Source organism: Mesorhizobium shangrilense, from assembly GCF_040537815.1.
GTDB lineage: Bacteria > Pseudomonadota > Alphaproteobacteria > Rhizobiales > Rhizobiaceae > Mesorhizobium > Mesorhizobium shangrilense.
Genome location: NZ_JBEWSZ010000001.1, coordinates 3,399,502 through 3,424,619, shown reverse-complemented (window position 1 = coordinate 3,424,619; position 25,118 = coordinate 3,399,502). Strand labels below are relative to the sequence as shown.

Sequence of the window (25,118 nt, the reverse complement as noted above, 5' to 3'; positions counted from 1 at the left end):
GTCGCCTCCTATGGGTACAGATTCAGACAAATTCTTGGATCTGTACCTTTCGTGAGATGGTAACAATGATCATTCTTGTTTCAAGAAGAAAAATCGCACATCGCGTGGGAGGCGCCTGTGACCGACACAGAAAACGGCGGAACGCGTCCCGCAATAAATTCGCGCATCGAGAACCTGCGGAATCTTTCACCAGCTGAGAGACTGGGCCGGGTGGGCGATATCGTGTCGCTGACCGATGCAGAGCGCAACGCCTTCGCTCCCAACGGTCTGCCCATTATGCTTGCCGATGGCATGATAGAGAACGTGATCGGCACGTTCGAACTTCCAATCGGCGTTGCCACCAATTTTACGATCAACGGCCGAGACTACTTGATACCTATGGCCGTCGAAGAGCCTTCGGTTGTCGCCGCAGCGTCCTACATGGCCCGTCTCGCCCGCAAGAGCGGTGGCTTCCTCACCTCGAGCACCGGGCCGATCATGCGGGCACAGGTGCAAGTTCTTCAAGTGCGCGACCCGCATGGTGCGCGGGCACGCATCCTGAGGGAGCGAGAGGCGATCATTGCTGCTGCAAATGTCAAGGACAAGATCCTGATATCGCTTGGCGGAGGGTGCCGCGATGTCGAAGTCCACATCTTTGATCAGACAATTGCGGGTCCGATGGTTGTCGTTCACCTGATCGTCGATGTGCGTGATGCCATGGGCGCAAACACGGTCAACACGATGGCCGAAGCCGTAGCGCCGATGATCGAAGCGATAACCGGCGGCGTCGTGCGACTTCGCATTCTGTCCAACTTTGCCGATCTGCGCATCGCACGCGCAATGGTTACAGTCGCCCCCGAGACGCTGCAGACCGAAGAGTACAAGGGTGATCGTATCGCCCGCGGCATTGTCGAAGCATGTGCCCTTGCCATCGTCGACCCCTACCGCGCCGCCACCCACAACAAGGGCATCATGAACGGTATCGATCCGATCGTGGTGGCCACCGGCAACGATTGGCGGGCCATAGAAGCTGGCGCGCATGTGTGGGCTTCGCGCTCAGGGCGCTACACGTCATTGTCGACTTGGGAGCTTGATACCAAGGGTCACCTGGTTGGTACCCTGGAAATGCCCATGGCTCTGGGCCTTGTGGGTGGTGCGACAAAGACCCATCCGGCGGCCCGCGCCGCCCTCAAGATCCTCGGCGTTGAGAGTGCTCAGGAGCTTGCCGAGGTGGCGGTGGCCGTTGGACTTTCCCAGAACATGGGCGCATTGCGCGCACTGGCCACTGAGGGCATCCAGCGAGGCCACATGGCGCTGCATGCCCGCAACATCGCAATTGTAGCCGGCGCGACCGGGGACGAGATCGACAGGGTGGCGTCGACGCTGTCTGCGAACCATGACGTGCGCGTCGATCGCGCCAAGGATGTGCTCGAGCTGATCAGGGCGGAAAAGGTCTAAGATCATGCCGTACCGCGATGCTGAAAAATCACTTGCTGCCGGTCGGCGATGCGGCGGCCGGCAATGTTCAATTGCGCGATCCAAAAATCCGGGCAGATATCTCCCAGGCTTGTTTTCTGGGAGAATGACGTGACCGAAACATTTCAAAATGACGCGATTCCAACGCGGACGGGCCCTCTAAGCGGATTGACCGTTCTCGACATCACACGTGTTGTCGCCGGCCCCTTCTGCTCCATGTTGCTGGCTGACCTTGGTGCGACCGTGATCAAGGTGGAGCATCCGGACGAACCGGACTACGCTCGTACCTTCCCGCCTTTCGTCGGCGAAGAGGGAGGGGAACTCAGCGCATTTTTTTCGCAGTTCAACCGAAACAAGCTCGGAATTACGATCAATCTGAAATCCGCTGAAGGCAAGGCGCTTTTAAAAAAGCTCGTGTGCCGGGCCGACGTGCTGGTCGAGAATTTTCGACCGGGAACCATGGACAGACTGGATCTCGGTTACGAGGTGCTGAAAGCCGAAAACCCCAAGCTGATCTATACCGCGATCAGCGGTTATGGTCGCAACGGCCCAAACGCATCAAAGCCCGCCTATGACAACACCGGGCAGGCTTCAGGCGGGTTGTGGTCGATGAACGGCTACGCGGACCGGCCACCGGTTCGCGTGGGCACCATTATCGGCGACCTCGCGGCGTCCTTGTATGCTGCTATCGGCACTCTCGCCGCCCTGCGCGAGGCGGAAAAAAGCGGCCTCGGACAGGTGGTTGACGTCTCACAGCAGGACTCTGTGCTTACGCTGACGGAAAATGCCGTCGTCCGCTACACGGCGAAGAACGAGATCGCGTCACCACTCGGTAATGAACATCCCTTCGTGCGCCCCTACGGCCAGTTTCCCTGCAAGGACGGCTACGTGTTCTTCGGAGGCTACACGGACAAGTTCTGGGCAATTACCTGCACTCTCTTCGGCGAGCCGGACAAGGCGTCCGACCCTGCGATCGACACGATGGAGAAGCGCTTCGATCCGACAGTGGCGGAGACGAAGGTCAATCCGCTGCTCAACCGCTGGTTCAGCCGCTACACCAAGGCCGAACTGGAGGAAATTGCAGGCGACAAGATCCCGCTGAGCGCGATCAAGACGATTGCGGAAGTCGTCGAGGACCCGCACATCGCCGCGCGGAACATGATCGTCAAAGTTCCGATTGCCGGCAAACTTATCGGCATGTTTGGGCTGCCGATAAAGCTTTCGGGAGCGGTTGAGGCCGCGCCCCAATCGGCGCCCGCGCCAGGAGAGCACAATGAACTGATCCTCGGGAAATTGGCAGGCCTTTCTCCAGGGGAGCTGCATGCGCTCAAGGCCGGGGGAGCGATCTAGATGGGGATTGATCTTACCCAAGACGGTTACGTCGCCACTGTCCGGATCAATCGGCCCGAGAAGCTCAATGCGCTGACCTTGGCCATGTATGAGGATCTGGGCCGCGCCTTCAAGGCCGCCAAGGATGATGATGGCATTCGGGCAGTCGTCCTCGCGGGCGGCGAGCGCGCCTTCTGCGTCGGAGCCGATCTGAAGGAATCCATTCCGGCGCTTGCCGCGGATACGCTCGACATCTCCGCCTGGGACCCGGCCCATATCAAGTTTCCCGGATTCTTCAAGCCGATCATAAGCGCGATCCGGGGCATGTGCCTTGGCGGCGGCTTCGAGATCATGCTTGCGACCGATATCCGGATTGCGGCGCATGACGCCATTTTCCAACTGCCCGAAGCGACGCTCGGTTTTGTGCCTGCCGGCGGGACGCTGGTGCGCCTCGTCAGGCAGATCGGTTACGCCCACGCGATGGAGATCATGTTGACCGCGCGGCGCTTTACGGCGGCCGAAATGATCGCCAAGGGCGTGGTCAATCACGCGGTGGACGGCCAGGACGTCGAGCGTGTCGCTCTCGAAGCAGCGCACCATATTGCAAGCCTGAGCCCGACCGCCGTCCAGACGATCAAGGAAGCGGCACTCACATTGCAGGACTTGCCGCTGGCAGAGGCGTTCCGCCAGGAAGCGATACTCGGGCAGCGGACTTTCAGGAGCGACGATGCCAAGCGTGGCCTTGCCGCTTTCGCCGGAAAGGGGAAGTGACCGTGTCGAGCACCCCTCAAAACCTGGCATCGAATGTCACGCGCAAAGGCGTCGGCCATCGCATGGGCGTGACGCAGGAGCTGATCGTATTCCTCGTATCGATCGCTCTCTTCGCCTATTTCTCGATCACGCTCGACAATTTTCTCAGCCGGGACAACATCCTCAATCTGATCCGAAATGTCGCCATGCTCGGGATGCTGAGCCTCGGCATGGCTGTCGTCGTGATCGGCCGCGGTGTGGATCTTTCGCTGGTCGCGGTGATGGCCGTGTCGCTGACGTTTTCGATTGTTCTCGCCAACCAGGGCTACGCGTTTTCAACGGCTCTGGTGCTCGGTCTTGCCTTCGTCATCGTCGTCGCGATCGTCATGGGCTTTCTGATCGCCTATGTCGAAATCCCCGCGATCTTCGCAACGCTTGCTGTTTCGGCGATCGTTTATGGACTGGGGCGCGGCGTGATAGCCACGCTCGATGTCAACAATGTGCCGGACAATCTGAACTGGTTCCTGTTTCTGGGCCGCGGTAGCTTTCTTGGTATCCCGATACCGATCTGGCTTTTCGCGGTCTGTGCTGCCGCCCTCTATTTCTTTCTTCGCAGGACGGGGCTCGGACGGTTCATCTACGCTATCGGCGACAACATCTCGACTGCGCGGATCACAGGTATTCCCGTCAGGCCGGTCATCATTCTCCAATACGTGCTCTCGGGCGTGATGGCCTTCCTGGCTGGGTGCGTGACGGCGGCCTCGGTCGCCAGCATGAATATGAGGATGGTCAATTCGACACTCATCTACGATGTTCTGCTGGTGGTCATCCTGGGAGGCATCGGCCTCACTGGCGGACGGGGAGGCGTCCGCAACGTGCTGGTCGGCACGATTCTGATCGGTCTCCTGCTCAACGGCATGACGATCCTCGACATCTCCTACACCGTCCAGAACCTGGTCAAAAGCACGGTGCTGCTTGGCGCCTTGATCGTGGACGCACTTCTCAACCCTCGCGATGAACAGACTTCGCAGCAGGGAGATATCTGACGCTCAATATCATCCAACGGGAGGAAACCAACATGATGATAGTCAAGTATGCCGCAGCGGCGGTAGTGGCCGGCATTCTCTCATTTGGCGCCGCCCACGCGCAGGATGGCATGGTCGACGAATTGAGGCAGCCGACGTTTGATTCACTCGCCGGCAAGAAGGTAGTCTTCGTGCCGATGTCCATGAGTTTCGATCTGCCGGAGGGTTGGGCGGCGATCATGCAAAAGGAGGCGAAGCGGCTGGGCTACACCCTCGATATCCGCGACGCCAACTGGAGCACGGATACCGGCACGCGAGCATTGACCCAGGCGATCACCGAAAAACCCGACGTGATCGTGGTGCAGAATTTCGACGTCGCGTCCTACGCACGCACGCTGAAGAAGGCCGAGGATTCGGGGATCAAGGTCATCCAGGTCAACATGAAGTCGAGTTACCAGACGGACGCTTTTGTCGGGGCGGACTGGTATGGCATCGGCCAGTATGCGGCCAATCGCATGATCGAGAAATGCGGCAAGGCGAGCGGCAAGAGCGGCAAGATCGCGATCATCCAGGGGCCGGCGACGGCTGCGGCAAGTGTCTATCAGCTCAATGCGATCTCCGAGACGCTGAAGGGTCATGACGACATCAAGATCGTTTCCAGCCAGACCGGCGACTGGGATCAGTCGAAGGCACGCGGTATCGCACAGACTGTGATCCAGCAGAATCCCGACCTGTGCGGCATCATCGGCTTTTGGGATGTGATGGACGCTGGAACGGGCGCCGCGATCCAGGAGTCCGGAAAGGATATTTATCTGATCACATCCGGCGGCGGCAACAAGACGGCATGCCAAGGGGTGGAAAACGGAACGTTCAGGGAAGTCATCTCCTACGACGTCGAAGGCCAGGGCCGCGATCTGAACAATGCGATCAAGGTGCTGCTGCAATCGAAGGAAGCAGCAGGCGCTGTGAAGTTCGCGCTGTACACGCCAAACAAGATCATCAGCAAGGAAACGATGTCGACGACCAGCTGTTGGGATCTGGACCAGCTCAAAAAGTGATGTCCCATCAGGTCATCGCGTGTGAACGCGGTGACCTTTTCAGCAGTGTCTGCAGTTAGGGTTTTCAGATGGAAGCGATCGAGCGCCTCTACTTTCGCTATTTTCCCGAAAAGGTGCTTGGCGAAGTGCTGACCAAGCGCTGGAGCGACAACGCCGTTCCCGTGCTTGCGACGATCTTGACGATCGGATTTTTTCTCCTCCAGAATCCGCATTTCTTCACGCTGTCGAGCCTGACAGAGACGTCGCGCCAGCTGTCGGAGTTTTCGCTGGTCGTCGTCGCCATGGGCATAGTATTGCTTGCAGGTGGTCTCGATCTCTCGGTTGGCAGCGTATTTGCCCTGGCCAATATCACGGCCCTTGTTTGCATCACCTTGCTAGAATGGCCGGTCTGGGCCGCCGTGATTGCCACGCTGGCTGTTGGCGCCCTGTGCGGCGCAGTCAATGGCTTCCTGATTGGCTATCTGCGCATCCGGGCGTTCCTGACAACACTGGTTACGCTCATCATCATTCGATCGATCGTCGATATCATCCTGCTGCGTTACGCAGTTCAGATATCGGCGGTTTTCCCAGAGTCCGACCTCTGGTTCTTCATCGGAGAAGGCCAGGTCCTTGGCATTCCCTTCTCGTTCCTCGTCGCCATCGTCGTCATAGGGCTCTGGCACGTCATCCTGACCAGGGCACGCGCCGGGTGGCATATCACTGCGGTCGGCGGCAGCCGTCGGTCCGCCTACAATGCCGGCCTGCGGGTCAAGTTCACCATCTTCACCACCTATGTCTGGTCGAGCGTGCTTGCGTCATTGGCCGGCGTGTTTTTCGCGGCACGCCTTGGCAGTGCTGGATCAGATACCGGAGTCGGCCTCGAGATCGCGGCGCTGACCGCCGCCGTTCTTGGAGGCAACAGTCTGGGCGGCGGCCGTGGGTCGGTGGTAAAATCCGTACTCGGTGCGGTTGTTGTGCTCATTCTGACCGACAGCATGGTTCGCGTGGGGATCAGTGGCGGCATCAGTTCGATGATCCTCGGCATTGTTCTGCTCGCAGTGGTGGCCATCGACGTCCGTTGGCTGAAGAACCGGCACAAGCTTCTGAACAAGGTGTATGTGTCGCCCGGTTACTTCCGTCTCCCGGCTCTTCCCGAGACAGACGCAGGATCTGGAAGCCCCTACGCGCTCAACGATCGACTGAAGGACGTGTCGCTCATCGGCAAGGGCGAGATCGAAGGTCCAGAGGACGTAATTTTCGATCGCAACGACAATCTCTACTGCCCAAATAGGCACGGCGACATCGTTCGCTTCTTCGCGCCGGACTACATCAAGTGGGAGATATTCGTTCATATTGGCGGCCATCCGCTGGGCCTGGCGTTTGACGCCAACGAGAACCTGAATGTCTGTATCGGTGGCATGGGGCTCTATCAGGTTTCGCCGGATCGGCGGGTCAGAAAACTGACCGACGAGACCAAGCGGACGGTCCTTTCGGTGATCGACGATTCCCGCTTGAAGCTTGCCGACGATCTCGACATCGCACCGGATGGCCGCATCTTCTTTTCGGAGGCAACCATCCGTTACGACATGCACGACTGGGCGACAGACGCGCTGGAGAGCAGGGGCAACGGTCGCCTGATCTGCTTTGACCCACGCGACGGTTCGACCAAAACCATCCTCAGAAATTTGCAATTCCCGAACGGGGTCTGCATGGCCGGCGACGGTCAATCGTTCTTCTTCGCCGAGACTTGGGGCTGCCGTGTAAATCGATACTGGTTCGAAGGTCCCAAGAAGGGCACGTGTGAAACGACGATCCCAAATCTTCCGGGGTATCCCGACAACATCAATCGAGCCTCGGACGGCAGCTTCTGGGTGGCTCTTGTCGGCATGCGATCGCCGGCTCTCGATCTGGCGATGAGAATGCCGTCACTGCGCAAACGTATGGCCAAGCGCGTTGCCCGCGATGAATGGCTGTTCCCGAACATCAACACGGGGTGCGTGCTCAAATTCAAGCCGAACGGCGAAATCGTGGAATCCTATTGGGACCTAGGAGGCAAGAACCACCCGATGGTGACATCGATGCGCGAGCACAAGGGATATCTGTATCTCGGCGGGCTCTACAATGATCGGATAGGTCGTCTCAAGCTGCCCGGTGCCGATCCAACCTGGACGTCACAAGCCTCCTACTGGGGAGCAAACGCATGAGCATGTCTGGCCGCATCGGCAGTATCTTTGACAAATTCATGGGTGGGCGCGGCGATCATTCCATCACGGTTCCGGTCATGGACGGCGCACTCAAGCCCAACAACTACCTGGAGCGTATCGACAGCGTCTCGACAGTAGAGGCGGCGGACAATCTGACGACTGCGAGTGGGCAAGTACTACTCACGTCGGGCAATCGGCTGGTTGAACTTCACGACAACGCAAGCACCTCTGTCCGAGGCACTTACGATGCCGAGATCACCTTCTTGTCCGCATCCCCGCAGGGGGCTCTTGCCCTGGGATTGGACAAGCTTGGTATCGCGATCGTCGGTGGCCGCCATGACGGCAAGCGACTTGCCGCGAACCTGTCCGGCCAGCAGCTCAACTGTCCAACGGCCGCTGTTTTCCTGGATGAAGACACGCTGGTCGTTTGCAATGGTTCGAGCGCCCATTCGGCCCCCGAGTGGAGCCGCGATCTCCTGAATCTTGGCCGCAGCGGAAGCGTCGTGAAAATTGATCTGGGAACTGGAACTGCGAGCCTCATCAAGGGAGGACTGGGATTTCCCTCGGGCGTTGGCGTTGCGAGGGACGGCAAGCTGATCATCTCTGAAGCGTGGAAACATCGGCTTTTGGCGCTGGACGTCGGCGGTGGCGGCTTCAAAACCGTGCTTGCGGATTTGCCCGCGTACCCCGGACGGATTCAGCCAGCCAGCCAGAATGGATACTGGCTGACGATGTTTGCGGTCCGCTCCCAGCTGCAGGAATTTGTGCTGCGCGAAAACCGTTACAGGCGCGAAATGATGGAAACCATCGCGCCGGAATATTGGATCGCGCCTACGCTTTCCAGCGGACGCAGCTTCAAGGAACCGCTGCAAGCAGGCAGCGTCATACGGCTGGGCATCCACAAACCCTGGGCGCCGACACGCTCCTATGGCCTCCTGCTTCGCGTCGATGACGGCCTTCAGCCCATTTGGAGCGCCCACAGCAGAGCCGATGGCCACCGGCATGGCGTCACATCCTGTGTCGAAATCCGCGACAGGCTGCTCATCGCCTCCAAAGGCCGAGGCGAAGTCCTTGCGCTCGGTCATCTCGCGCCGACCGAGCCGGACGACCTCTCGGTTCTTGTGGGGTCCGCAGCATGACACCGATTGTCGAGCTCAAGGCCGCTACAAAGGATTTTCGCGGCAATCCCGCTTTCTCGGACGTCGACTTTCAGCTGCTGCCCGGTGAGATTCACGCGCTGCTCGGCGAGAATGGCGCCGGAAAGTCGACACTGACGAAGATCATTGCCGGCGTCTATCCGCTCAGCAGCGGCAAGATGTTCATCAATGGCCGTGAGGAGAAGCTCGCAACGCCGGCTGAGGGGCTCGCGAAAGGGATAGCCATGGTCTACCAGGAAAACAGCCTGGTTCCGTCGATGTCCGTCGCCCAGAATATTTATCTCGGAAAAGAGAAACCTCTGAACCGGCTTCGTGGCATTTACATTTCCGCCCAGCAATTCCTCCAGTCCCTGAACTTCCATGTCGATCCTTCAGCCATCGTGGGCTCTTTAGGCGCTGCACAGAAGCAGATGGTCGAGATCGCGCGAGCAGTGCACCACAAGGCAAAGGTAATCATCTTCGACGAGCCGACGGCGACCCTCACGCCGGAGGAAAAGAGCTACTTCTTCAAGCTGATCAGGAAGCTGAAGGACGAGGGTGTCTCCATCATATTCATTTCGCATGCGCTTGAAGAGGCGCTCATGGTTGCGGATCGGATTACAATCCTGAGAGATGGCAGGCTGGTGGCCTCGGACAAGGCCGCCGCGTTCGATCGTCAGATGATCATCCAGGCGATGGTCGGTCGAACAATGACAGATGAGATCTACAGTAATGCCTCGCGCATGCGCGCCCCGAGGCCGCGTGGCACAAAAGTGCTCTCGGTGGAGAATCTCTCGATGGGCAACATGGTGCGTAACACATCGTTTTCGCTGTATGCGGGGCAGGTGACCGGGATTTTCGGTTTGGTCGGCTCCGGCCGGACCGAAACGCTGAAAGTGGTGTGCGGGGTACTGAAACGCGATTTCTTTCATGGGGGAGAGGTCAAGATCGATGGCCAATCCAGGCGCTATCTGGTGCCCGCGCCGGCCGTGCGTGACGGCGTTGTCTATGTGACCGAAGAGCGAAAGGCAGAAGGCTTCTTCGAGACGATGAGCATTGCCGAGAACATCTATATAGGCCAGCTCGGCGGACAATCCTTTGGCGGTTTCAACATCGTATCGATGAAGCAGGCACGGTCCGTCGCCGAGGAGTGGCGCAAACGCCTCAATGTGCGGGCCATCGACCCGGACGCGAAAGTCATCGAACTGTCCGGCGGCAATCAGCAGAAGGTCGTGATCGCCAAGGCGCTCGTCCAGAAGCCAAGACTTGTGGTCTTCGATGAGCCGACGCGCGGCGTCGATGTCGGCGCTATCGCCGAAATCCATACCTTCATAAACCAGCTTGCCGACCAGGGGATCGCGGTCGCGGTGATCTCGTCCTACCTGCCGGAGATACTCAGCCTTTCCGACCGCATCCTCATTGCCCGCCAGGGCAAGATCGTCGAGGAAATGGACCGCCGGATTGCCACGGAAGAAACGATCATGTACGCGGCCGTCCATTAATGAGCGGCGATCGCAAGGTCACGATTGTCGAAGTGGGTCCTCGTGACGGCCTGCAAAATGAGAAAAACATCGTCTCGACCGAGGATAAGCTTAAGCTCATCCGTCTGCTGGCAGATGCGGGTCTCTCTCGTATCGAGGTCACCGCGTTCGTCTCGCCAAGATGGGTGCCCCAGATGGCCGATCATGACGCGGTGATGCGGCGGACGCCGGCGCGAGAAGGCTTGATACGCTCCGTGCTGGTGCCCAACGACAAGGGTGCCATAGCCGCGATTGCCGCGGGCGCCGACGAGTTGGCCGTCTTTACCAGCGCCTCGGAGACCTTCGCGTCCAGAAACATCAACTGCACCATAGCCGAAAGCCTGGAACGGTTCGTGCCGGTGATCAGCCTCGCGAGGTCGCATGGCATTCCAGTTCGCGGCTACGTGTCTTGTGCCGTCGATTGTCCTTACGAGGGCGAAATCGCGCCCGACGCAGTCGCAATTGTTTCTTCGCAACTGATGGACCTGGGTTGCCATGAGATCTCGGTAGCGGAGACGATCGGCCGGGGATTGCCGGAGCGCGTAAGTCTCATGCTGGAACGCGTACTCGACCGGGTTCCAGCACCGATGGTGGCCTGCCACTTCCATGACACTTCCGGGCGAGCTCGTGCGAATGTGGACGTCGCGTTGGATTGGGGCATCGCTACGTTCGATAGTTCCGCGGGCGGTCTAGGGGGCTGTCCTTATGCTCCAGGTGCTGCAGGCAACATTGGCACCGGAGTTATCATCTCCCATCTGATGCAAAGAGGCTATGCTACCGGGATAGACTCCAATATACTGCAACTTGCTGAGGAGTTTGCTTTGAGTTTGAGGAACGGTTGCAACTCTGGCAACTAAAAGAGGTGAATAGCTCCTAGATTTGTGGACGCCTTCTTTCCAAATCTTGAAGCATTGAGGCCTTGATGGGGACCAGCAGTTTCGGTGACGATTCAAACGCGATGCGGCCGCGAGCACGGCGGGTCCGCTGCGGGTCTCTCCGGCGTGCTCGCCATATGAATGGCATCTGCGCTGCGGTCGTGAAACTCCCGCGACTGTTTCCGCCGCGAACCTTGAGGCAGTCAACGTCGTTTGACAATCACCTTTGGGCTTTGCTGAAGGGCTGGCAAGAACACTGCCCGACAGTTGACGGCCCGGCAGCGATGGGCGACAGCCGTGGAAAGGCCGCCGCCCCACGCCGGTTATCAAGGCAGGTGGTTCAACGTAAACACGTGCACCACCATCCCCCACGTCACTTCTACGGGTTCAGATCCATCGAGAACCACTTTTCGGAGATTTTGGCCAACGTGCCGTCTGCGCGCGTTTCCTCGACTGCCTTATCGAGTATTGCCTTGAGCTCAGGCTCCTGCTTGCGGATGCCGAGCAGGCATTGGTGGCCATGATGCCGCCCGTGAGCAGAGGGCCGCTCGCCTTCAACGCGCCATTGCTTGCCTTGGCGCGATCATTGACGAACACGACATTGTCGAACTGGCCATCGATGCGGCCGCCTTCGAGATCGCTTTGTTTGGCCGATTTGTAGGTACGGACTTCTACGGCGCCGGCAAAGTTCTCCTCGACGAACTGCAACTGGCTGGTGGACAGGGATGCGCCGAGCGTCATGCCCTTCAGCGCTTCCTTCAGATCCGCCACGGCCTTCTGGCCTTCCGGCGTATCGGTCGACAGTCTTTCTCCAGTGTGCGGCAGGCGTGCCGGTCGCCGGCGAGTAACGCTCAGGCTATGAAGATCATGGACAGTTTCGGGGTCGGTGGCTCCCTTACCGAATACTACGCAATAGACTTTGCGGCGGATGTGGTCCTCACTGGCCACGATGGCCCGGGTCACGCGAAGATCGCCAAAGGGCGCACGAAGGTGCGCCCTTTCCAAGTCTATCATGGCAAGGTCGGTTCCGGCATGAGCGTCGAAATGTCTATCAAGCGCGGGCCGGTAACGCTACTTTCCGTTGTCGAGAGGGACGGCAAGGTCCATCTGCTCCGTGCCGAGGGTTCGTCTGTTGCCGGGCCGATCCTGGAAATCAGAAACACCGGCTTCTTGATACCAACAGGATGCCCAATACCATCGGAAATACCATCCCGTTGGACCAAGTGCGCCCAAATCTTCGTGAAATGCGGCTAGCCACGACATTCCCTATAAAAAAATAAGCGATTTCATAGATTTGCAGACACAGAAGCGTAGAGGCTTCGGCGAGAGGGAATGTCGGGAGAAAAGGGGATGGTGCCCAGAGGCGGATTCGAACCACCGACACGCGGATTTTCAGTCCGCTGCTCTACCAACTGAGCTATCTGGGCCTGTTCCGGCTAAAGAATTCTCATTCGCCGGATTTCATGGAAGCGCCGTGGGCACCCCTTGAAAGCGGGTGGGTTATAGCACGGGAATCCGGCCTGTCCAGCGCCTAAGCGTTGATTTCCGAAGGAAAAGAAAGCCGGTCCTGCCAACCCATAAACCACCAGCGATCATGGGGGGTGACAGCCCTATAGATCGGCCTCATTTCGGCTCGTCGGGGTCCGTTTCTTCCTCGTCGTCGCGGGCTTTTATAACATAGGCGCCCTTGAGCCAGCGGTTAAGATCGACGTCCTTGCAGCGCGTCGAGCAGAACGGATAGGTCTCGCGCGCCGATTGCTTGCCGCATTCGGGGCAGGGGCGCCGGGGACGGAGCGGCGTGACGTTATCGTCCGAGCTCATGACCGCGCGGACGTCCAGCTGGTGTGCACCTTGAAACCTTCGCCGGCCAGCAGCGCCACGGTCTCGTAGAGCGGCAGGCCGACGACATTGGTGTAGGAGCCGACAAGCTTGACGACGAAGGAGCCCGCGAGGCCCTGCACGGCATAGCCGCCGGCCTTGCCGCGCCATTCGCCCGAGGCCACATAGGCGTCCATCTCCTCGCGCGGCAGCCGCTTGAACCGCACGCGCGTCTCGACCAGCCGCAGGCGGACCTTGCCGCCCGGCGTGATCAGGCAGACGCCCGAATAGACCCGGTGCGAACGGCCCGAGAGCAGTCCGAGGCAATTGGCGGCATCGTCGATCGTTTCGGCCTTGGGCAGGATGCGCCGCCCGACGGCAACCACCGTATCGGCGGCCAGCACGAAGCCGGGCGCATAATCGGCTTCCGTCTTGAGCGAGGCCAGGGCCTTCTCGGCCTTTTCCTGCGACAGCCGCTTGGCCAGTGAGCGCGGATGCTCGGCACGCAACGGCGTTTCGTCGACATCGGCGGGCAGCACACGGTCGGGCTCGAGGCCGGCCTGCTGCAGCAGTTCGATCCGGCGTGGCGAACCCGAAGCAAGCACGAGCTTCTGCAAAATGCTCATCGCGATTCCAGCCGAGCTCTTGGGGTGTGCTTACTTGAAGCGATAGGTGATGCGGCCCTTGGTCAGGTCATAGGGCGTCATTTCGACCAGAACCTTGTCGCCGGTCAGCACGCGGATGCGGTTCTTGCGCATGCGGCCAGCCGTATGGGCGATGATTTCGTGTTCGTTTTCGAGTTTCACCCTGAACATCGCGTTGGGCAACAATTCCGTGACGACACCCGGAAACTCGAGGACTTCTTCCTTCGGCATTCGATACCTTTGCTTGGATGACGGTTCCGGCGCTTAGAGCATGATGCCGAAAAGTGTGCAGCGGTTTTCGGACGACATCATGCTCTACTTCTTGGTTTAGAGGCGGATTCAGATTTCAGGTCGAACAGACCTGAAATCATCCGACTCTAGCCGGAATTTCGGCGGAACCTATATGATAAACGTCCGCTTGTGAACACGCTTAATCCGTCGCGTTTTTTGCGTCTGCGAGCAAAAAACGTCGACTTATCCGCGCCCTCAGCCGTTCACGAACATCGCGATAGGCAGCCATGATCTGCTCGCGCGTGCCGCCGACGTCGGTCGGGTCCGGCGTCGGCCAGTATTCCACCTCGACAGCAAGCGAGCGGGTCAGTTCCAGCGCGGTATGATGCGCCTCCGGCGCCAGGGTGACGATCAGGTCGAAATAGTCGTCCTCGAGATCGTCCAGCGTTCGCGGCTGGCGTTCGCCCAGCGACAGGCCTTCCTCGGCAAGCACGGCATCGACGAACGGATCGCGTTCGCCGCTGCGCACGCCGGCCGAGGCGACGAAGGTAACGGCCGGCAACATCTTGCGCGCCAGCTGCTCCGCCATCGGCGAACGCACGGCGTTCATGCCGCACAGGAACAGGATCGAGCGGGGCAGAGCGGCTGGCAGTTCAGCCTCGCCAGTGCAGCACGCAGACCAGCGTGAAAAGCCGCCGCGCCGTATCGAAGTCGATATCTATCTTGCCGGCAAGCCGGTCCATCAATGTCTGTGAGCCCTCGTTGTGCAGGCCGCGCCGGCCCATGTCGATCGCCTCGATATGGCTGGGCGTCGAGGAGCGGATGGCGTCGTAATAGCTCTCGCAGATCATGTAGTAGTCCTTGACGATGCGCCGCAGCGGCGTCAGCGACAGGATGTGAGTGACGACAGCGTCGCCATCCTCGCGCGTCACGGCAAGGACCAGGCGGGATTCGGCCAGCGATAGTTTCAGCCGGTAAGGTCCCGTGCCACTGTCATTGATGGGCCGGAAGCGGTTTTCCTCGATCAGGTCGAAAATCGCCACCGCGCGCTCATGCTCGACATCGGGCGTCGAACGGCCGATCGATTCGTCGAGTTCGACATCGATCAGCTTTGCGCGGGTTTGATCGGAGCCCGTCATGGTCGTCTACATGTTCAGCCGTATGGAGACGGAGCGTCCGTGCGCGTCGAGGCCCTCGGCCGTGGCAAGCGCGATAGCCGCTGGTGCCAGCGCCCGCAACTGCTCCGGCCCGAGCTTCAGGATCGAGGTGCGCTTGATGAAATCGAGCACGGAAAGCCCCGACGAAAAGCGCGCCGAACGGGCGGTCGGCAGCACATGGTTGGAGCCGCCGACATAGTCGCCGATGGCTTCCGGCGTGTGGCGGCCGAGAAAGACGGCGCCCGCGTTGCGCATGCGCGAAAGGAAGCCCTCGGCGTCCTCGATGGCAAGTTCCACATGTTCGGCGGCGATGCGGTCGACCAGGGGCAGGGAGGCCTCGATTGTCGGGACCAGGATTACCGCGCCGAAGTCGCGCCAGCTCGCCGCCGCGGTTTCGGCACGCGGCAGGCTCTGCAACTGGCGCTCGACCGCCTGCTCGACCGCCTTGCCGAAGGCGGGGTCGTCGGTGATCAGGATCGATTGCGCCGACACGTCGTGCTCGGCCTGGGCAAGCAGGTCGGCGGCGATCCAGTCCGGATTGTTGCTGCCATCGGCCACGACCAGCACTTCGGACGGCCCCGCGATCATGTCGATGCCGACGGTGCCGAACACGCGGCGCTTGGCGGCCGCGACATAGGCGTTGCCGGGGCCGACGATCTTGGCGACGGGCCTGATCGTCTCGGTTCCATAGGCAAGGGCTGCAATCGCCTGGGCGCCGCCGACGCGGTAGATTTCGGACACGCCGGCAATGTCGGCCGCGACCAGCACCAGCGGCGGTATGGCGCCGCCCGAGGCCGGCACGCATATCGCGATGCGTTCGACGCCAGCAACCTTGGCCGGGATGGCGTTCATCAGCACCGAGCTTGGATAGCTTGCGGTGCCGCCAGGCACATAGAGGCCGACCGCTTCGATCGCCGTCCACCGCCAGCCGAGCTCGACGCCGGCGGCATCGGTGTAGCGATCGTCCTTCGGCAGCTGCCGCTCATGATAGGCGCGGATGCGGTCGCGCGCGAATTTCAGTGCCTCTACTGTCTGCGCATCGGCGCCGTCATGGGCGGCGGCGATTTCGTCCTTCGAAACGGCGATGCCGACGCTTTTCAGGTCGGCGCGGTCGAATTTCCTGGAATAGTCGATCAGGGCCGCGTCGCCTTCGGCGCGCACGCGCGCGATGATGTCGCGCACCGCGGTGTCGACATCTTCCGACACCTCCCGCTTGGTCAGCAGGAAGGCGGAAAATTTCTGCTCGAAATCGGCGTCGGTCTGGCGAAGCGTGATGGCCATCGGATGCAGCTCAGGCCTTGTGCACGGGGCGCGATGTCGCTTCCCAGGCGCCGCCGATATCGGCAAGGCGCGCCTCGATGCACTCGACATCGAGCATGATGGTGCCGCCTCCCGAAAAGATCAGTTCGACAATGCCGGCGGGCTTGCTGATCTCGACGAAGCTGATCGCCAGCAGCGACAGGACCTCGGCTGGCTTTTCACGGGCAATGCCGTTGGTCTTGGCGCCGAGCACGCGGTCGAAATGCAGCACGGCCTGCCGCCGCTCATTGTGCTGGCGGAATAAGCCCGATTTCGCTTCCCAGACGAAGCGGTTCATGGTCAGCACGAAGCGCTTGGCCGAAGGCAGGAATTCGAGGTCGCCGATCTTCATCACGGCGTCCTGGACATGGGCCGAGACGATGCTCAGGTCCTGGTCGTCGAGCGCGACAAGCTTGAGGGCATTCATGCGGATTTCGCACCTGAAAGTTGATCTTCAACCTTCTGTTATGCGGTCTTTCCAGTCCGTGCAACCGCGCGGCGGTTCTGTGGACCTAGCTATGCCGAAATCCGCTCGATCACCGCGCCGCAGCCGGACAGTTTTTCCTCCAGCCGCTCGAAGCCGCGATCGAGGTGATAGACACGGTTTACCGTCGTCTCGCCTTCTGCCGCGAGGCCAGCGATCACCAGCGACACCGATGCGCGAAGGTCTGTCGCCATCACAGGTGCGCCCTTCAGCTTCGAGACACCATCGACGATCGCCGTCTGGCCGGAAAGCGTGATGTGGGCGCCGAGCCGGGCCAGTTCCTGGACATGCATGAAGCGGTTTTCGAAGATCGTCTCGGTGATGCGCGACTTGCCCTTGGCCATGGTCATGAGGCCCATGAACTGCGCCTGCAGATCGGTCGGGAACGCCGGGAAGGGCGCCGTCGTCACGTCGACCGGCGAAATGCCGGCGCCGTTGCGCCTGACGCGGATGCCGGAATTGGTTGGCGTGATCTCGGCACCGGTCTGGCTGATGATGTCGAGGGCGGTCTGCAAAAGCTCGGGACGCGCGCCTTCAAGCACGACATCGCCGCCGGTCATGGCGACCGCCATGGCATAGGTGCCGGTCTCGATGCGGTCGGGAATCACCCGCACGCGTGCACCGGACAGCGATTCGACGCCGTCGATGGTGATGGTCGGTGTGCCGGCGCCGGAAATTTTCGCGCCCATGGCATTGAGGCATTCCGCGAGGTTGACGATCTCGGGTTCGCAGGCCGCGTTTTCGAGAACCGTCTCGCCTTTGGCGAGCGCCGCCGCCATCATCAGCACATGGGTGGCGCCGACGGAGACTTTCGGGAACACGTAGCGGTTGCCGACAAGGCGGCCGTTCCTGGTCTTGGCGATGACATAACCGGTATCGACGTCGATATCGGCACCCAGCGCCTGCAAGCCTTCAAGGAAGAGATCGACCGGGCGCGTGCCGATGGCGCAACCGCCCGGCAGTGACACCTTGGCTTCGCCCATGCGGGCAAGCAGCGGGCCGATCACCCAGAACGACGCGCGCATCTTCGACACCAGTTCGTAGGGAGCAGTCGTGTCGACGATGTTGCGGGCCGAGAAATTGATGGTGCGCGAATAGCCCTCATGCTGCTTTTCGCGGCGGCCGTTGACCGAATAGTCGACGCCGTGATTGCCGAGGATGCGGATAAGCTGCTCGACATCGGCCAGGTGCGGCACGTTTTCGAGGGTCAGCGTGTCGTCGGTCAGCAACGAGGCGATCATCAACGGCAGCGCGGCGTTCTTGGCGCCGGAGATCGGAATGCTTCCGGCAAGCTCGTTGCCGCCGACAATTCTGATGCGATCCATGGAAGAATGTCCCCTCGGCCGAAAAAGCCGGTTTCAATCGTTTGAGTGTCGGCCCGTCTAGACCATTGGCCAGTCTGGTTCAAGAAACCGTCTGGTTCAAGAAATAGGATTTCCTGGCGTCCGCACCAAGAGTGGCTGATTTGAGTTAATCTTTTTGCAATTCCTTTGATGCGCCAAGCCCGTCCGGCCGCTGGTCGGCCTCGCCGGTGCGCCGCGAGCGCAACTGCGCCTTGCGCTTCTGCAGGTTTGCCCGCAATTGCTCGGCCAACCGGCCCTTGCGGTCGGTGCCGCCCTTTTTTGCTGGATTTGTCTTGTCGTCCATCGTTTCGTCCCGGCCGGCGATCAGCCGGCGCACTATTCAGGCATAGTCAACATTGTGGCGCGGCCATGTCCGCAAAACCAGTTGGCCCATGCTTTCCCACAGCTGTTGCTTTTGGGCTTGTTCCTGGCTTGCGCTTGTCGGTTCGATATGGCAGAAGCCCCGCCATCGGCTGCGGTAGCTCAGTGGTAGAGCACTCCCTTGGTAAGGGAGAGGTCGAGAGTTCAATCCTCTCTCGCAGCACCATTCTCCAACGACTAACATTATCGCCGGACGTTGTGCCCTTTCATCGCCTCTCGCATCGCCGAAGAGCCACGTCTTCGGGTGCCAATCGCCGGTGCTCTAGACCCAGAGCTCAAGATAAATCGTGCCTACCAGCAGCGCGCCCATCACCAGCAAGAAGACTATGTAGCCCATGCCAAAGGGTTGCGTTCCATCGTCTTCCGTCTCGTTGCGCTTCATCGTCTCGCGTCCCTCGGCTCCTTGAAGTGTTAACGGTAACAGAAACCAATTGGGGATTCCACGTCGACCTTCGTCGGCGAATGAGCATCCGGGTGTGACGGCTCAGTTGTGGGTATGGCCCGGTTCGTCTCGAAGGCCATGGCCGACTTTGTCACGGAAATCTTGCCGGGAGCCAGCGGATGGTTCTGTAAGATAATTTCCAAATTTGACAATATTCTGCAAAATTGTAAGGTAACCATCTTTCCGTCAGCGAGAGGCGATGACCATGTCGATCCGCGAAGAACTGGCCAACACGACCTTGGCGTTCACTTCAGCGGAAGCCAAGATCGTTCAGGCCCTGCTTGCCGACTACCCCATGTCGGGGCTGGGAACGGCGACCCGCCTTGCGCGACGCGCGGGTGTCAGCGACCCGACCGTTATGCGCCTGATGATCAAGCTTGGCTATGCCGGCTTTGCCGACTTCCAGACAAAGCTGCTCACGGAAGTGGAATCCAGGCTGCACTCGCCGCTGCTGATGATGGAGGCCAAGCGACCCGGCGGCTCCAGCGAGGGCACCGCACTTGCCTATTTCCACTCGGTTTCCGACAGTCTGGAACGCACGCGCACGGCCGTGCCGCTGCAGGCCTATACGCGCGCGGTCAACATGCTGCTCGATACCAAGGGCCAGGTCGTGCTTCTGGGCGGCCGCTTCAGCCGGCATATCGCATCCATGCTTGCCGGCTATTTGCTTCAGTTCCGCTCGGGCGTGCGCGACATCGGCTCGCTGAGCCCTGCCGATTTCGACCTGTTGATCGATCTTGGCAAGCGCGATCTTCTCGTCGTCTTCGACTACCGGCGCTATCAGGCGGATGTCGTGCGCTTTGCGCAGCAGGCGCACGAACGTGGCGTCTCCATATTGCTGTTCACCGATATATGGTTGTCGCCGATCGCCGAGATTGCCGACCTGACCCTGGTCGCGGCGATCGACGCCAACTCGCCGTTCGACACGCTGGCAACCGCCGTTGCCCAGATGGAAACGGTATTTGCCCATGCGCTGGAAGATCATGGCGCCGGGGTGCGCAAGCGGATCGAGGATATCGAGAATATCCGCAGCGCCAACGCGGTCACGCTCGATGCCGCCGAAACGTCGCCAACGGATGCCGCCCGGCCGCCCAAGCCGGTCGGCAAGTCCAGGGCTGGGAAGAAATGACGCCGGTTGGCGTCGCGCCCACCGCCGTCATCGCATAGCAGGGGAAACAGAATGCCGGATACTCAAGCCATCATCAGCGCCGTGCAGGCGCAAATCGATGTTGATCGCGACTGGCTGATCGGGCTTGCCCGCGACATGGTCCGCATCCCCTCCGTCAATCCCAAATTCGAACCCAATCCCGCGATCAACCGCGAGGCGGACGTCCAGGCGCTGCTTGAGCCGATCCTCAAGCGGGATGGCTTCAAGACGCAGCAGTGGGATGCGTTGCCCGGCCGACCCAACCTGGTCGGCGAATGGGCGGGCGACGAGGATCGCAGCCTGATCCTGTGCGGGCACATCGATGTCGTGCCCGTCGGCGAGATGAAGGACTGGTCCGTCGATCCGTTCGGCGGCGAGATCACGGATGGCCGCCTCCATGGCCGGGGTGCCGTCGACATGAAGGGCGGCGTCGCCGCCTGCATCGCGGCCGCGCATGCGATCAGGAAGGCCGGCATCGACCTGCAAGGCCGATTGGCAATTCATTCCGTTGTCGACGAAGAGGCCGGGGGCTTCGGTGCGATGGACGCTGTGAAGAAAGGCAAGCTCGCCAAGGCGGTGCTTGTCGCCGAACCGACCTGGGGCGATGTCCTGCCGGTCGAAGGCGGGCTCGAATGGGCGCGGGTGACGATCCGTGGCCGCAACGCGCATTCGGCGCTGCGCTACAACGAGATCTATCCGCAGCGGCACGACAAGGACCGGCTGAAGCCGGGCGTCAACGCGATCGAGATCGCCGCCCGGTTCATTGCCGCCGTGCGTCAGTATGAGCTCGACCGGACGCGGGCGAGATCCCACCCGCTGCTGCCGCTCGGTATGAACACGATCAACATCGGCGTCATGCATGGCGGCACCGGCCTTGGCGCGCACGGCCTGCCGACGGTCATGACCAACCCGGCCATCATTCCGGATGTCGCGGTGCTCGATCTCGACATGAAATTCCTGCCGGACGAGAATTCCGCCGACTATCGCCGTGAGTTCGAGAACTTCGTGCATCATTTCGCGCAGACCGATGCGTGGCTGCGGGACAATCCACCAATCATCCAGTGGGAACTCGGCGGGCTGCATTTTCCTCCGATGAACACCCCGGTCGATCACCCGCTGGTGACATCGCTGATGAAGCGCAAGGCGATGATCGGCAAGGCGCCGCAGGCGCGTGGCTTCGTCGCCGTGTGCGACGCCGCGCACTATGCCGGTGCCGGTGTCGATGGCGTCATCTTCGGCCCGTCGGGCGATGGTTTCCATGGCGCCAACGAATATGTCGAAGTCGAGTCGGTCGTCGAGACCGCCAAGGTGATCGCGGCTTCGGTCATCGACTGGTGCGGCATCCGCTAGAGCAATTTCAGGAAAAGTGTGAAAACGGTTTCCGTCCGAAATTGTGTCAAAACAGAGAGTTAGAGCGGTTCGGTGTTTCCGTGAAACGATGAGCCGCTCTAACGCGGCACCGCAATTCCGAAACGGTCAGGCCGGGCGCTTGAGGCGGCCGGCGACACCACCCCATGCTGCCTTGATCATGCCGGCAAGCCCGCTTGGGTAGGCCAGCATGACGCCGATGATCAGCACCGCCGTGATCATCGGGCGCCAAGCCCCGAAGTCGGCCATCCATTCGGCGAAGATCGTCAGCACGAAGGATGCGATGATGGCGCCATAGATGGTGCCGGTGCCGCCAAGCAGCACCATTGACAGGATGATGGTCGCGAGACTCATGCCGAAGACATCGACCGAGGCGTTGCGCTGGTAGGCGGCATAGAAGGCGCCGGCCATGCCGGTGAAGAAGGCGCTCGCGGCAAGCGTGAGCATGCGCTGGCGCACGATCGAAACACCGCGGCTGATCGCATATTCTTCATTGTCGCGCAAAGCGACGACGCTGGCCCCGGTGCGTGAGCGCACGAAGACGCGCAGGAACAGGGTGCTGGCCACCAGCAGCGCCAAGGCGATGTAGAAATAGGCGAACTTGCCGTCGCGGACCATGTTGTGGTCGAACAGATAGAGGCCGGGAATGCGCACCAGACCTTGCGTGCCGCCGGTGATATCGGACTGGCTGATGATCACCTGCATGACCAGTTGCGCGAAGCCGAAGGTGACCAGGATGATGTAGATGCCCTTCAGCCGCAGGATCGGGATGGTCACCAGGATCGCCGCCAGCGTGGCGATCACGCCGCTGGCAAAAAGCGCGATCCACGGGTCGAGTTCGGCCAGCTTGGTCAGCAGGCTGTAGGCATAGACGCCGATGCCGAACAGCGCGAGGTGGCCGAAATTGAAGACGCCGCCATAGCCGAGGCTGAGATCCCAGTTCGAGGCGACGACCGCGTAGATGAAGACCATGATCAGGACATGGCGTGCATAGGTGTCGCCGAAAATCAGCGGCAGCAGCGCCAGACAGGCAAAGCCGAGCACGAAGCCCGCGGCTTCGTGCTTCCACGGCGTGCGGCCTGGCGCGACAGGGGGTGCCGCCCCTGTGCTGCGTGGTGCGATGAGCGTTGCTGTGTCGGTCATGCGAGGCCTCGGGAACGGCTGGCAAAAATACCCTCGGGGCGCACCATCAGGGTCAGGATCAGCACGCCGAACAGCAGCGCTGGCGTCCAGTACAGGCCGAAATAGTAACTGCAGGCGGCCTCGAAGAAGCCGATCAGATAGGCGGCGAAGATCGGCCCCGATATGCTCGATATGCCGCCGAAGACGACGACGATGAGCGCCTTGAGCAGCGGATCCGCACCCATCACCGGCGACATGAAGCGATAGCCGCCCATGAAGATGCCGGCGAGACCGGCGAGCGAAGCAGCGATGGCGAAGGCGAGCCCGTAGAGCGCGGTGACGTTCAGGCCGACAAGGTGGCTAGCATCCTCGTTCTGTGCCACGGCGCGCAGCGCCAGCCCCAGCCGCGTGCGGTTGAGGAACATCCACAGCGCGGCAAGGATCAGTGGCGTGATGACGATGATGGCGATCTGATGCAGGGAGACGCCGACGCCGCCGATCGTGGTGTTGCCCTCGATCAGTGCCGGGATCTGCTTCGAGCGCGGGCCCCAGAGCGTCAGGGCGCCGTTCTCGATCAAGGAGCCGGCTGCGAGCGTTGTGATGACGACGACCAGCACGATGTTGGGTCGGCCGATCAGCGGGCGCACGACGCTTGCCTGCAGTATCCATCCGACGCCCGCCATGACGATGACGGCGATCGGGAAGGCGACCGCTGCCGGCAGGCCGAGTTCGACCAACTGCCAGGCAATGTAGGCGCCCAGCATCATGAACACGCCATGGCTGAAATTGAAGACGCCGATCGTCGTCCAGACCAGAGCCAGCCCCACCGCCATCATGGCATAGAGCGAACCCTGGAAGAGGCCGCCGAACAGGATTTCCGCCAATGCGCTCATGTTCGGGTCCTAATGGCCAAAATACATCGACATTATCTCGCCGTGGTCGAGGCTTTCACCCGGCTTGATCTCGGTCGCCACCGCGCCGTGATTGACGAGGTAGAGTTGTTGCGTCAGTTCCAGCAGGAATTCGATGTCCTGCTCGACGACGATGAGCGGTACGCCGCCGCGCGAAATGTCCATGACGGATGCGCAAAGTTCGTCTTTGATCTTGGGCGCCAGCCCCAATGTCGGCTCGTCGAGGATCAGCAGCCGCGGATGGCTCATCAGCGCCGTGCCGATCGACACCATCTGTCGTTCCCCGCCCGACAGCGTACGCACGCGTTGGCGCCAGCGCTGCGCCAGCTTGGGGAACAGCTTGACCACCTTTTCGCGGTTCTCCACCTCATGCGGGCGGGCGCGCGATGAATAGGCGCCAAGCGCCATGCAGTCGGCGATGGAGAGATCGGGAAACAGCCGGTTGCCTTGCGGCACATGGATCAGGCCGGTGCCGACGATGGCCCTTGCACTGTGGCCGACAATATCCTGTCCGTCGAACAGGATGCGCCCGCTCTTCGGCTGCAGCAGCCCGGAAATGGCGCGCAGCAGCGTGGTCTTGCCATGGCCGTTCGGACCGAAAAGGCCGACATTGCCGAAGCGGCCGGCCTCCAGTGAAATCTCGTGCAGGACGGTGACGCGGCCGTAGCCGGCGGTGACGCCTTCAACGGTGAGGACGGGGTTCACGCGGCCGCCCTCCTTGTTCCCAGATAGGCTTCGATGACGCGCGGGTCGGCAATCACGCTGGCAGGATCGCCGGCGGCCAGAACGCCGCCATTGTTGAGCACCAGCAGATGCTGCGACAGGCTCATCAAGAAGGTCAGCACATGCTCGATCAGCAGGATGGTGATGCCGCGCTCCGCGGTCCTGCGGATCAGGCCGATCGATGTCTCGATCTCCGGCTTGGTCAGGCTAGAAGCCGGCTCGTCAAGCAACAGCATGCGCGGCCGCATGGCGATCGCGGTGGCGAGCATCAGGCACTTTCGCTCGAACACGGAAAGCTCGCCGGCAAGACGTCCGAACGACGCGGAGCCCAGCCCGACAAACTCCAGCGCCTCGGCGGCCGCATCGCGGGTCACGGCGGCCGATTTTTCCTGCTTGCCATAGCTCGCGCCGATCAGCGCGTTCTCGAACACCGTCAATCCGTCGAAGCTGGTCTCGCGCTGAAATGTGCGGGCCAGGCCAAGACGGGCGATGGCGTGTCCCGGCTTGCCGTTGATCGCTGTTCCATCAAACCGGATATGGCCCCGGTCCGGGCCGAACGGAATGCCGGTGATGATGTTGAACAGCGTGCTCTTGCCGCTGCCGTTCGGGCCGGCGATGCCAAAGATCTCGCCGGCCTCGACCTTGAACGACACGCCGTCGACGGCCTTCAGCGAGCCGAAGCTCTTGGAGACGTCGTCAAGCTCGAGAAGCGCCATC

Annotated in this window: 25 protein-coding genes, 2 tRNA genes and 1 pseudogene; 13 read left to right on the top strand and 15 right to left on the bottom strand. The window is 60.9% G+C overall.

Annotated elements, in window-relative coordinates; all coding sequences use genetic code 11:
• The first annotated feature begins 117 nt into the window (after window positions 1-117).
• The 9 genes from ABVQ20_RS16770 (at window position 118) to ABVQ20_RS16730 (ending at window position 11,313) form a co-directional block, all read left to right on the top strand.
• Window positions 118-1,437 carry a hydroxymethylglutaryl-CoA reductase, degradative gene (locus ABVQ20_RS16770; RefSeq protein ID WP_354460625.1) on the top strand — a complete coding sequence of 440 codons (1,320 nt, stop codon included), beginning with the start codon at window positions 118-120 and terminating at the stop codon, window positions 1,435-1,437.
• 129 nt (window positions 1,438-1,566) lie between these two features.
• Window positions 1,567-2,805, top strand: a complete 1,239-nt coding sequence (locus tag ABVQ20_RS16765; protein ID WP_354460624.1) for a CaiB/BaiF CoA transferase family protein — start codon at window positions 1,567-1,569, stop codon at window positions 2,803-2,805.
• Window positions 2,806-3,555 carry an enoyl-CoA hydratase/isomerase family protein gene (locus ABVQ20_RS16760; protein ID WP_354460623.1) on the top strand — a complete coding sequence of 250 codons (750 nt, stop codon included), beginning with the start codon at window positions 2,806-2,808 and terminating at the stop codon, window positions 3,553-3,555. It begins immediately after the preceding gene.
• Between the two features lie 62 nt (window positions 3,556-3,617).
• Window positions 3,618-4,580, top strand: coding sequence for an ABC transporter permease (locus ABVQ20_RS16755; RefSeq protein WP_354462193.1), 963 nt, complete (start codon window positions 3,618-3,620; stop codon window positions 4,578-4,580).
• A 32-nt stretch (window positions 4,581-4,612) separates the two neighbouring features.
• Window positions 4,613-5,617 carry a sugar ABC transporter substrate-binding protein gene (locus ABVQ20_RS16750; protein WP_354460622.1) on the top strand — a complete coding sequence of 335 codons (1,005 nt, stop codon included), beginning with the start codon at window positions 4,613-4,615 and terminating at the stop codon, window positions 5,615-5,617.
• Between the two features lie 68 nt (window positions 5,618-5,685).
• Window positions 5,686-7,800, top strand: a complete 2,115-nt coding sequence (locus ABVQ20_RS16745; RefSeq protein ID WP_354460621.1) for an ABC transporter permease — start codon at window positions 5,686-5,688, stop codon at window positions 7,798-7,800.
• Window positions 7,797-8,939, top strand: coding sequence for an SMP-30/gluconolactonase/LRE family protein (locus ABVQ20_RS16740; protein ID WP_354460620.1), 1,143 nt, complete (start codon window positions 7,797-7,799; stop codon window positions 8,937-8,939). Before ABVQ20_RS16745 ends, ABVQ20_RS16740 begins: the two co-directional genes overlap by 4 nt.
• The gene (locus ABVQ20_RS16735; RefSeq protein WP_354460619.1) at window positions 8,936-10,438 is read left to right on the top strand and encodes a sugar ABC transporter ATP-binding protein; all 1,503 of its coding nucleotides are present in this window, start codon (window positions 8,936-8,938) and stop codon (window positions 10,436-10,438) included. Before ABVQ20_RS16740 ends, ABVQ20_RS16735 begins: the two co-directional genes overlap by 4 nt.
• Complete coding sequence (locus ABVQ20_RS16730) at window positions 10,438-11,313, top strand: hydroxymethylglutaryl-CoA lyase (RefSeq protein WP_354460618.1); 876 nt, start codon at window positions 10,438-10,440, stop codon at window positions 11,311-11,313. The genes ABVQ20_RS16735 and ABVQ20_RS16730 overlap by 1 nt, the downstream gene beginning before the upstream one ends.
• A gap of 397 nt (window positions 11,314-11,710) precedes the next feature.
• Here the strand turns inward: ABVQ20_RS16730 and ABVQ20_RS16725 are convergent, their stop codons facing one another.
• Window positions 11,711-11,800: a hypothetical protein gene (locus tag ABVQ20_RS16725; protein WP_354462192.1), complete on the bottom strand. Its 90-nt coding sequence runs from the start codon at window positions 11,798-11,800 to the stop codon at window positions 11,711-11,713.
• A 340-nt stretch (window positions 11,801-12,140) separates the two neighbouring features.
• On the opposite strand from ABVQ20_RS16725, the pseudogene ABVQ20_RS16720 reads away from it, so the two are divergent.
• Window positions 12,141-12,495 (top strand): annotated as a pseudogene (locus ABVQ20_RS16720) (arabinose isomerase); the annotation flags it as partial.
• A 187-nt stretch (window positions 12,496-12,682) separates the two neighbouring features.
• On the opposite strand, the gene ABVQ20_RS16715 reads toward ABVQ20_RS16720, so the two are convergent.
• The 10 genes from ABVQ20_RS16715 to ABVQ20_RS16670 form a co-directional block, all read right to left on the bottom strand.
• Window positions 12,683-12,758: transfer RNA gene (locus ABVQ20_RS16715), tRNA-Phe, on the bottom strand.
• A 196-nt stretch (window positions 12,759-12,954) separates the two neighbouring features.
• Window positions 12,955-13,152: a DNA gyrase inhibitor YacG gene (gene yacG / locus ABVQ20_RS16710; RefSeq protein ID WP_227348968.1), complete on the bottom strand. Its 198-nt coding sequence runs from the start codon at window positions 13,150-13,152 to the stop codon at window positions 12,955-12,957.
• Window positions 13,149-13,775, bottom strand: a complete 627-nt coding sequence (locus tag ABVQ20_RS16705) for a Maf-like protein (RefSeq protein ID WP_354460617.1) — start codon at window positions 13,773-13,775, stop codon at window positions 13,149-13,151. Before ABVQ20_RS16705 ends, yacG begins: the two co-directional genes overlap by 4 nt.
• A gap of 30 nt (window positions 13,776-13,805) precedes the next feature.
• Complete coding sequence (gene infA, locus ABVQ20_RS16700; protein WP_006200926.1) at window positions 13,806-14,024, bottom strand: translation initiation factor IF-1; 219 nt, start codon at window positions 14,022-14,024, stop codon at window positions 13,806-13,808.
• Between the two features lie 199 nt (window positions 14,025-14,223).
• Window positions 14,224-14,676: an arsenate-mycothiol transferase ArsC gene (locus ABVQ20_RS16695; RefSeq protein ID WP_354462191.1), complete on the bottom strand. Its 453-nt coding sequence runs from the start codon at window positions 14,674-14,676 to the stop codon at window positions 14,224-14,226.
• A gap of 1 nt (window position 14,677) precedes the next feature.
• Window positions 14,678-15,163, bottom strand: a complete 486-nt coding sequence (locus ABVQ20_RS16690) for a UPF0262 family protein (protein WP_354460616.1) — start codon at window positions 15,161-15,163, stop codon at window positions 14,678-14,680.
• A 6-nt stretch (window positions 15,164-15,169) separates the two neighbouring features.
• Window positions 15,170-16,462, bottom strand: a complete 1,293-nt coding sequence (gene hisD, locus ABVQ20_RS16685; RefSeq protein ID WP_354460615.1) for a histidinol dehydrogenase — start codon at window positions 16,460-16,462, stop codon at window positions 15,170-15,172.
• A 10-nt stretch (window positions 16,463-16,472) separates the two neighbouring features.
• Window positions 16,473-16,907, bottom strand: coding sequence for a DUF2948 family protein (locus ABVQ20_RS16680; protein ID WP_354460614.1), 435 nt, complete (start codon window positions 16,905-16,907; stop codon window positions 16,473-16,475).
• A gap of 89 nt (window positions 16,908-16,996) precedes the next feature.
• Window positions 16,997-18,289: a UDP-N-acetylglucosamine 1-carboxyvinyltransferase gene (gene murA / locus ABVQ20_RS16675; RefSeq protein ID WP_354460613.1), complete on the bottom strand. Its 1,293-nt coding sequence runs from the start codon at window positions 18,287-18,289 to the stop codon at window positions 16,997-16,999.
• 145 nt (window positions 18,290-18,434) lie between these two features.
• A complete protein-coding gene (locus ABVQ20_RS16670) occupies window positions 18,435-18,611 on the bottom strand; it encodes a hypothetical protein (RefSeq protein ID WP_354460612.1) in 177 nt (58 codons plus the stop codon).
• Window positions 18,612-18,779: 168 nt separating this feature from the next.
• Here ABVQ20_RS16670 and ABVQ20_RS16665 point away from each other — a divergent pair.
• The 3 genes from ABVQ20_RS16665 (at window position 18,780) to ABVQ20_RS16655 (ending at window position 21,627) form a co-directional block, all read left to right on the top strand.
• A tRNA-Thr gene (locus ABVQ20_RS16665) sits at window positions 18,780-18,854 on the top strand.
• 481 nt (window positions 18,855-19,335) lie between these two features.
• A complete protein-coding gene (locus tag ABVQ20_RS16660; protein WP_354460611.1) occupies window positions 19,336-20,259 on the top strand; it encodes a MurR/RpiR family transcriptional regulator in 924 nt (307 codons plus the stop codon).
• 51 nt (window positions 20,260-20,310) lie between these two features.
• Complete coding sequence (locus ABVQ20_RS16655) at window positions 20,311-21,627, top strand: M20 family metallopeptidase (protein WP_354460610.1); 1,317 nt, start codon at window positions 20,311-20,313, stop codon at window positions 21,625-21,627.
• 126 nt (window positions 21,628-21,753) lie between these two features.
• Here the strand turns inward: ABVQ20_RS16655 and ABVQ20_RS16650 are convergent, their stop codons facing one another.
• Genes ABVQ20_RS16650 through ABVQ20_RS16635 form a run of 4 tightly spaced genes read right to left on the bottom strand, consistent with a single transcriptional unit; the run spans window position 21,754 to window position 25,117 of the window.
• Complete coding sequence (locus tag ABVQ20_RS16650) at window positions 21,754-22,788, bottom strand: branched-chain amino acid ABC transporter permease (RefSeq protein ID WP_354460609.1); 1,035 nt, start codon at window positions 22,786-22,788, stop codon at window positions 21,754-21,756.
• On the bottom strand, window positions 22,785-23,660 hold the full coding sequence (locus ABVQ20_RS16645) for a branched-chain amino acid ABC transporter permease (protein WP_354460608.1): 876 nt from the start codon (window positions 23,658-23,660) through the stop codon (window positions 22,785-22,787). Before ABVQ20_RS16645 ends, ABVQ20_RS16650 begins: the two co-directional genes overlap by 4 nt.
• A 9-nt stretch (window positions 23,661-23,669) precedes the next feature.
• Window positions 23,670-24,383, bottom strand: coding sequence for an ABC transporter ATP-binding protein (locus ABVQ20_RS16640; RefSeq protein ID WP_354460607.1), 714 nt, complete (start codon window positions 24,381-24,383; stop codon window positions 23,670-23,672).
• Entirely contained in the window at window positions 24,380-25,117 is a 738-nt protein-coding gene (locus ABVQ20_RS16635; RefSeq protein ID WP_354460606.1) for an ABC transporter ATP-binding protein, read from the bottom strand. Before ABVQ20_RS16635 ends, ABVQ20_RS16640 begins: the two co-directional genes overlap by 4 nt.
• Between the last annotated feature and the right edge of the window lies 1 nt (window position 25,118).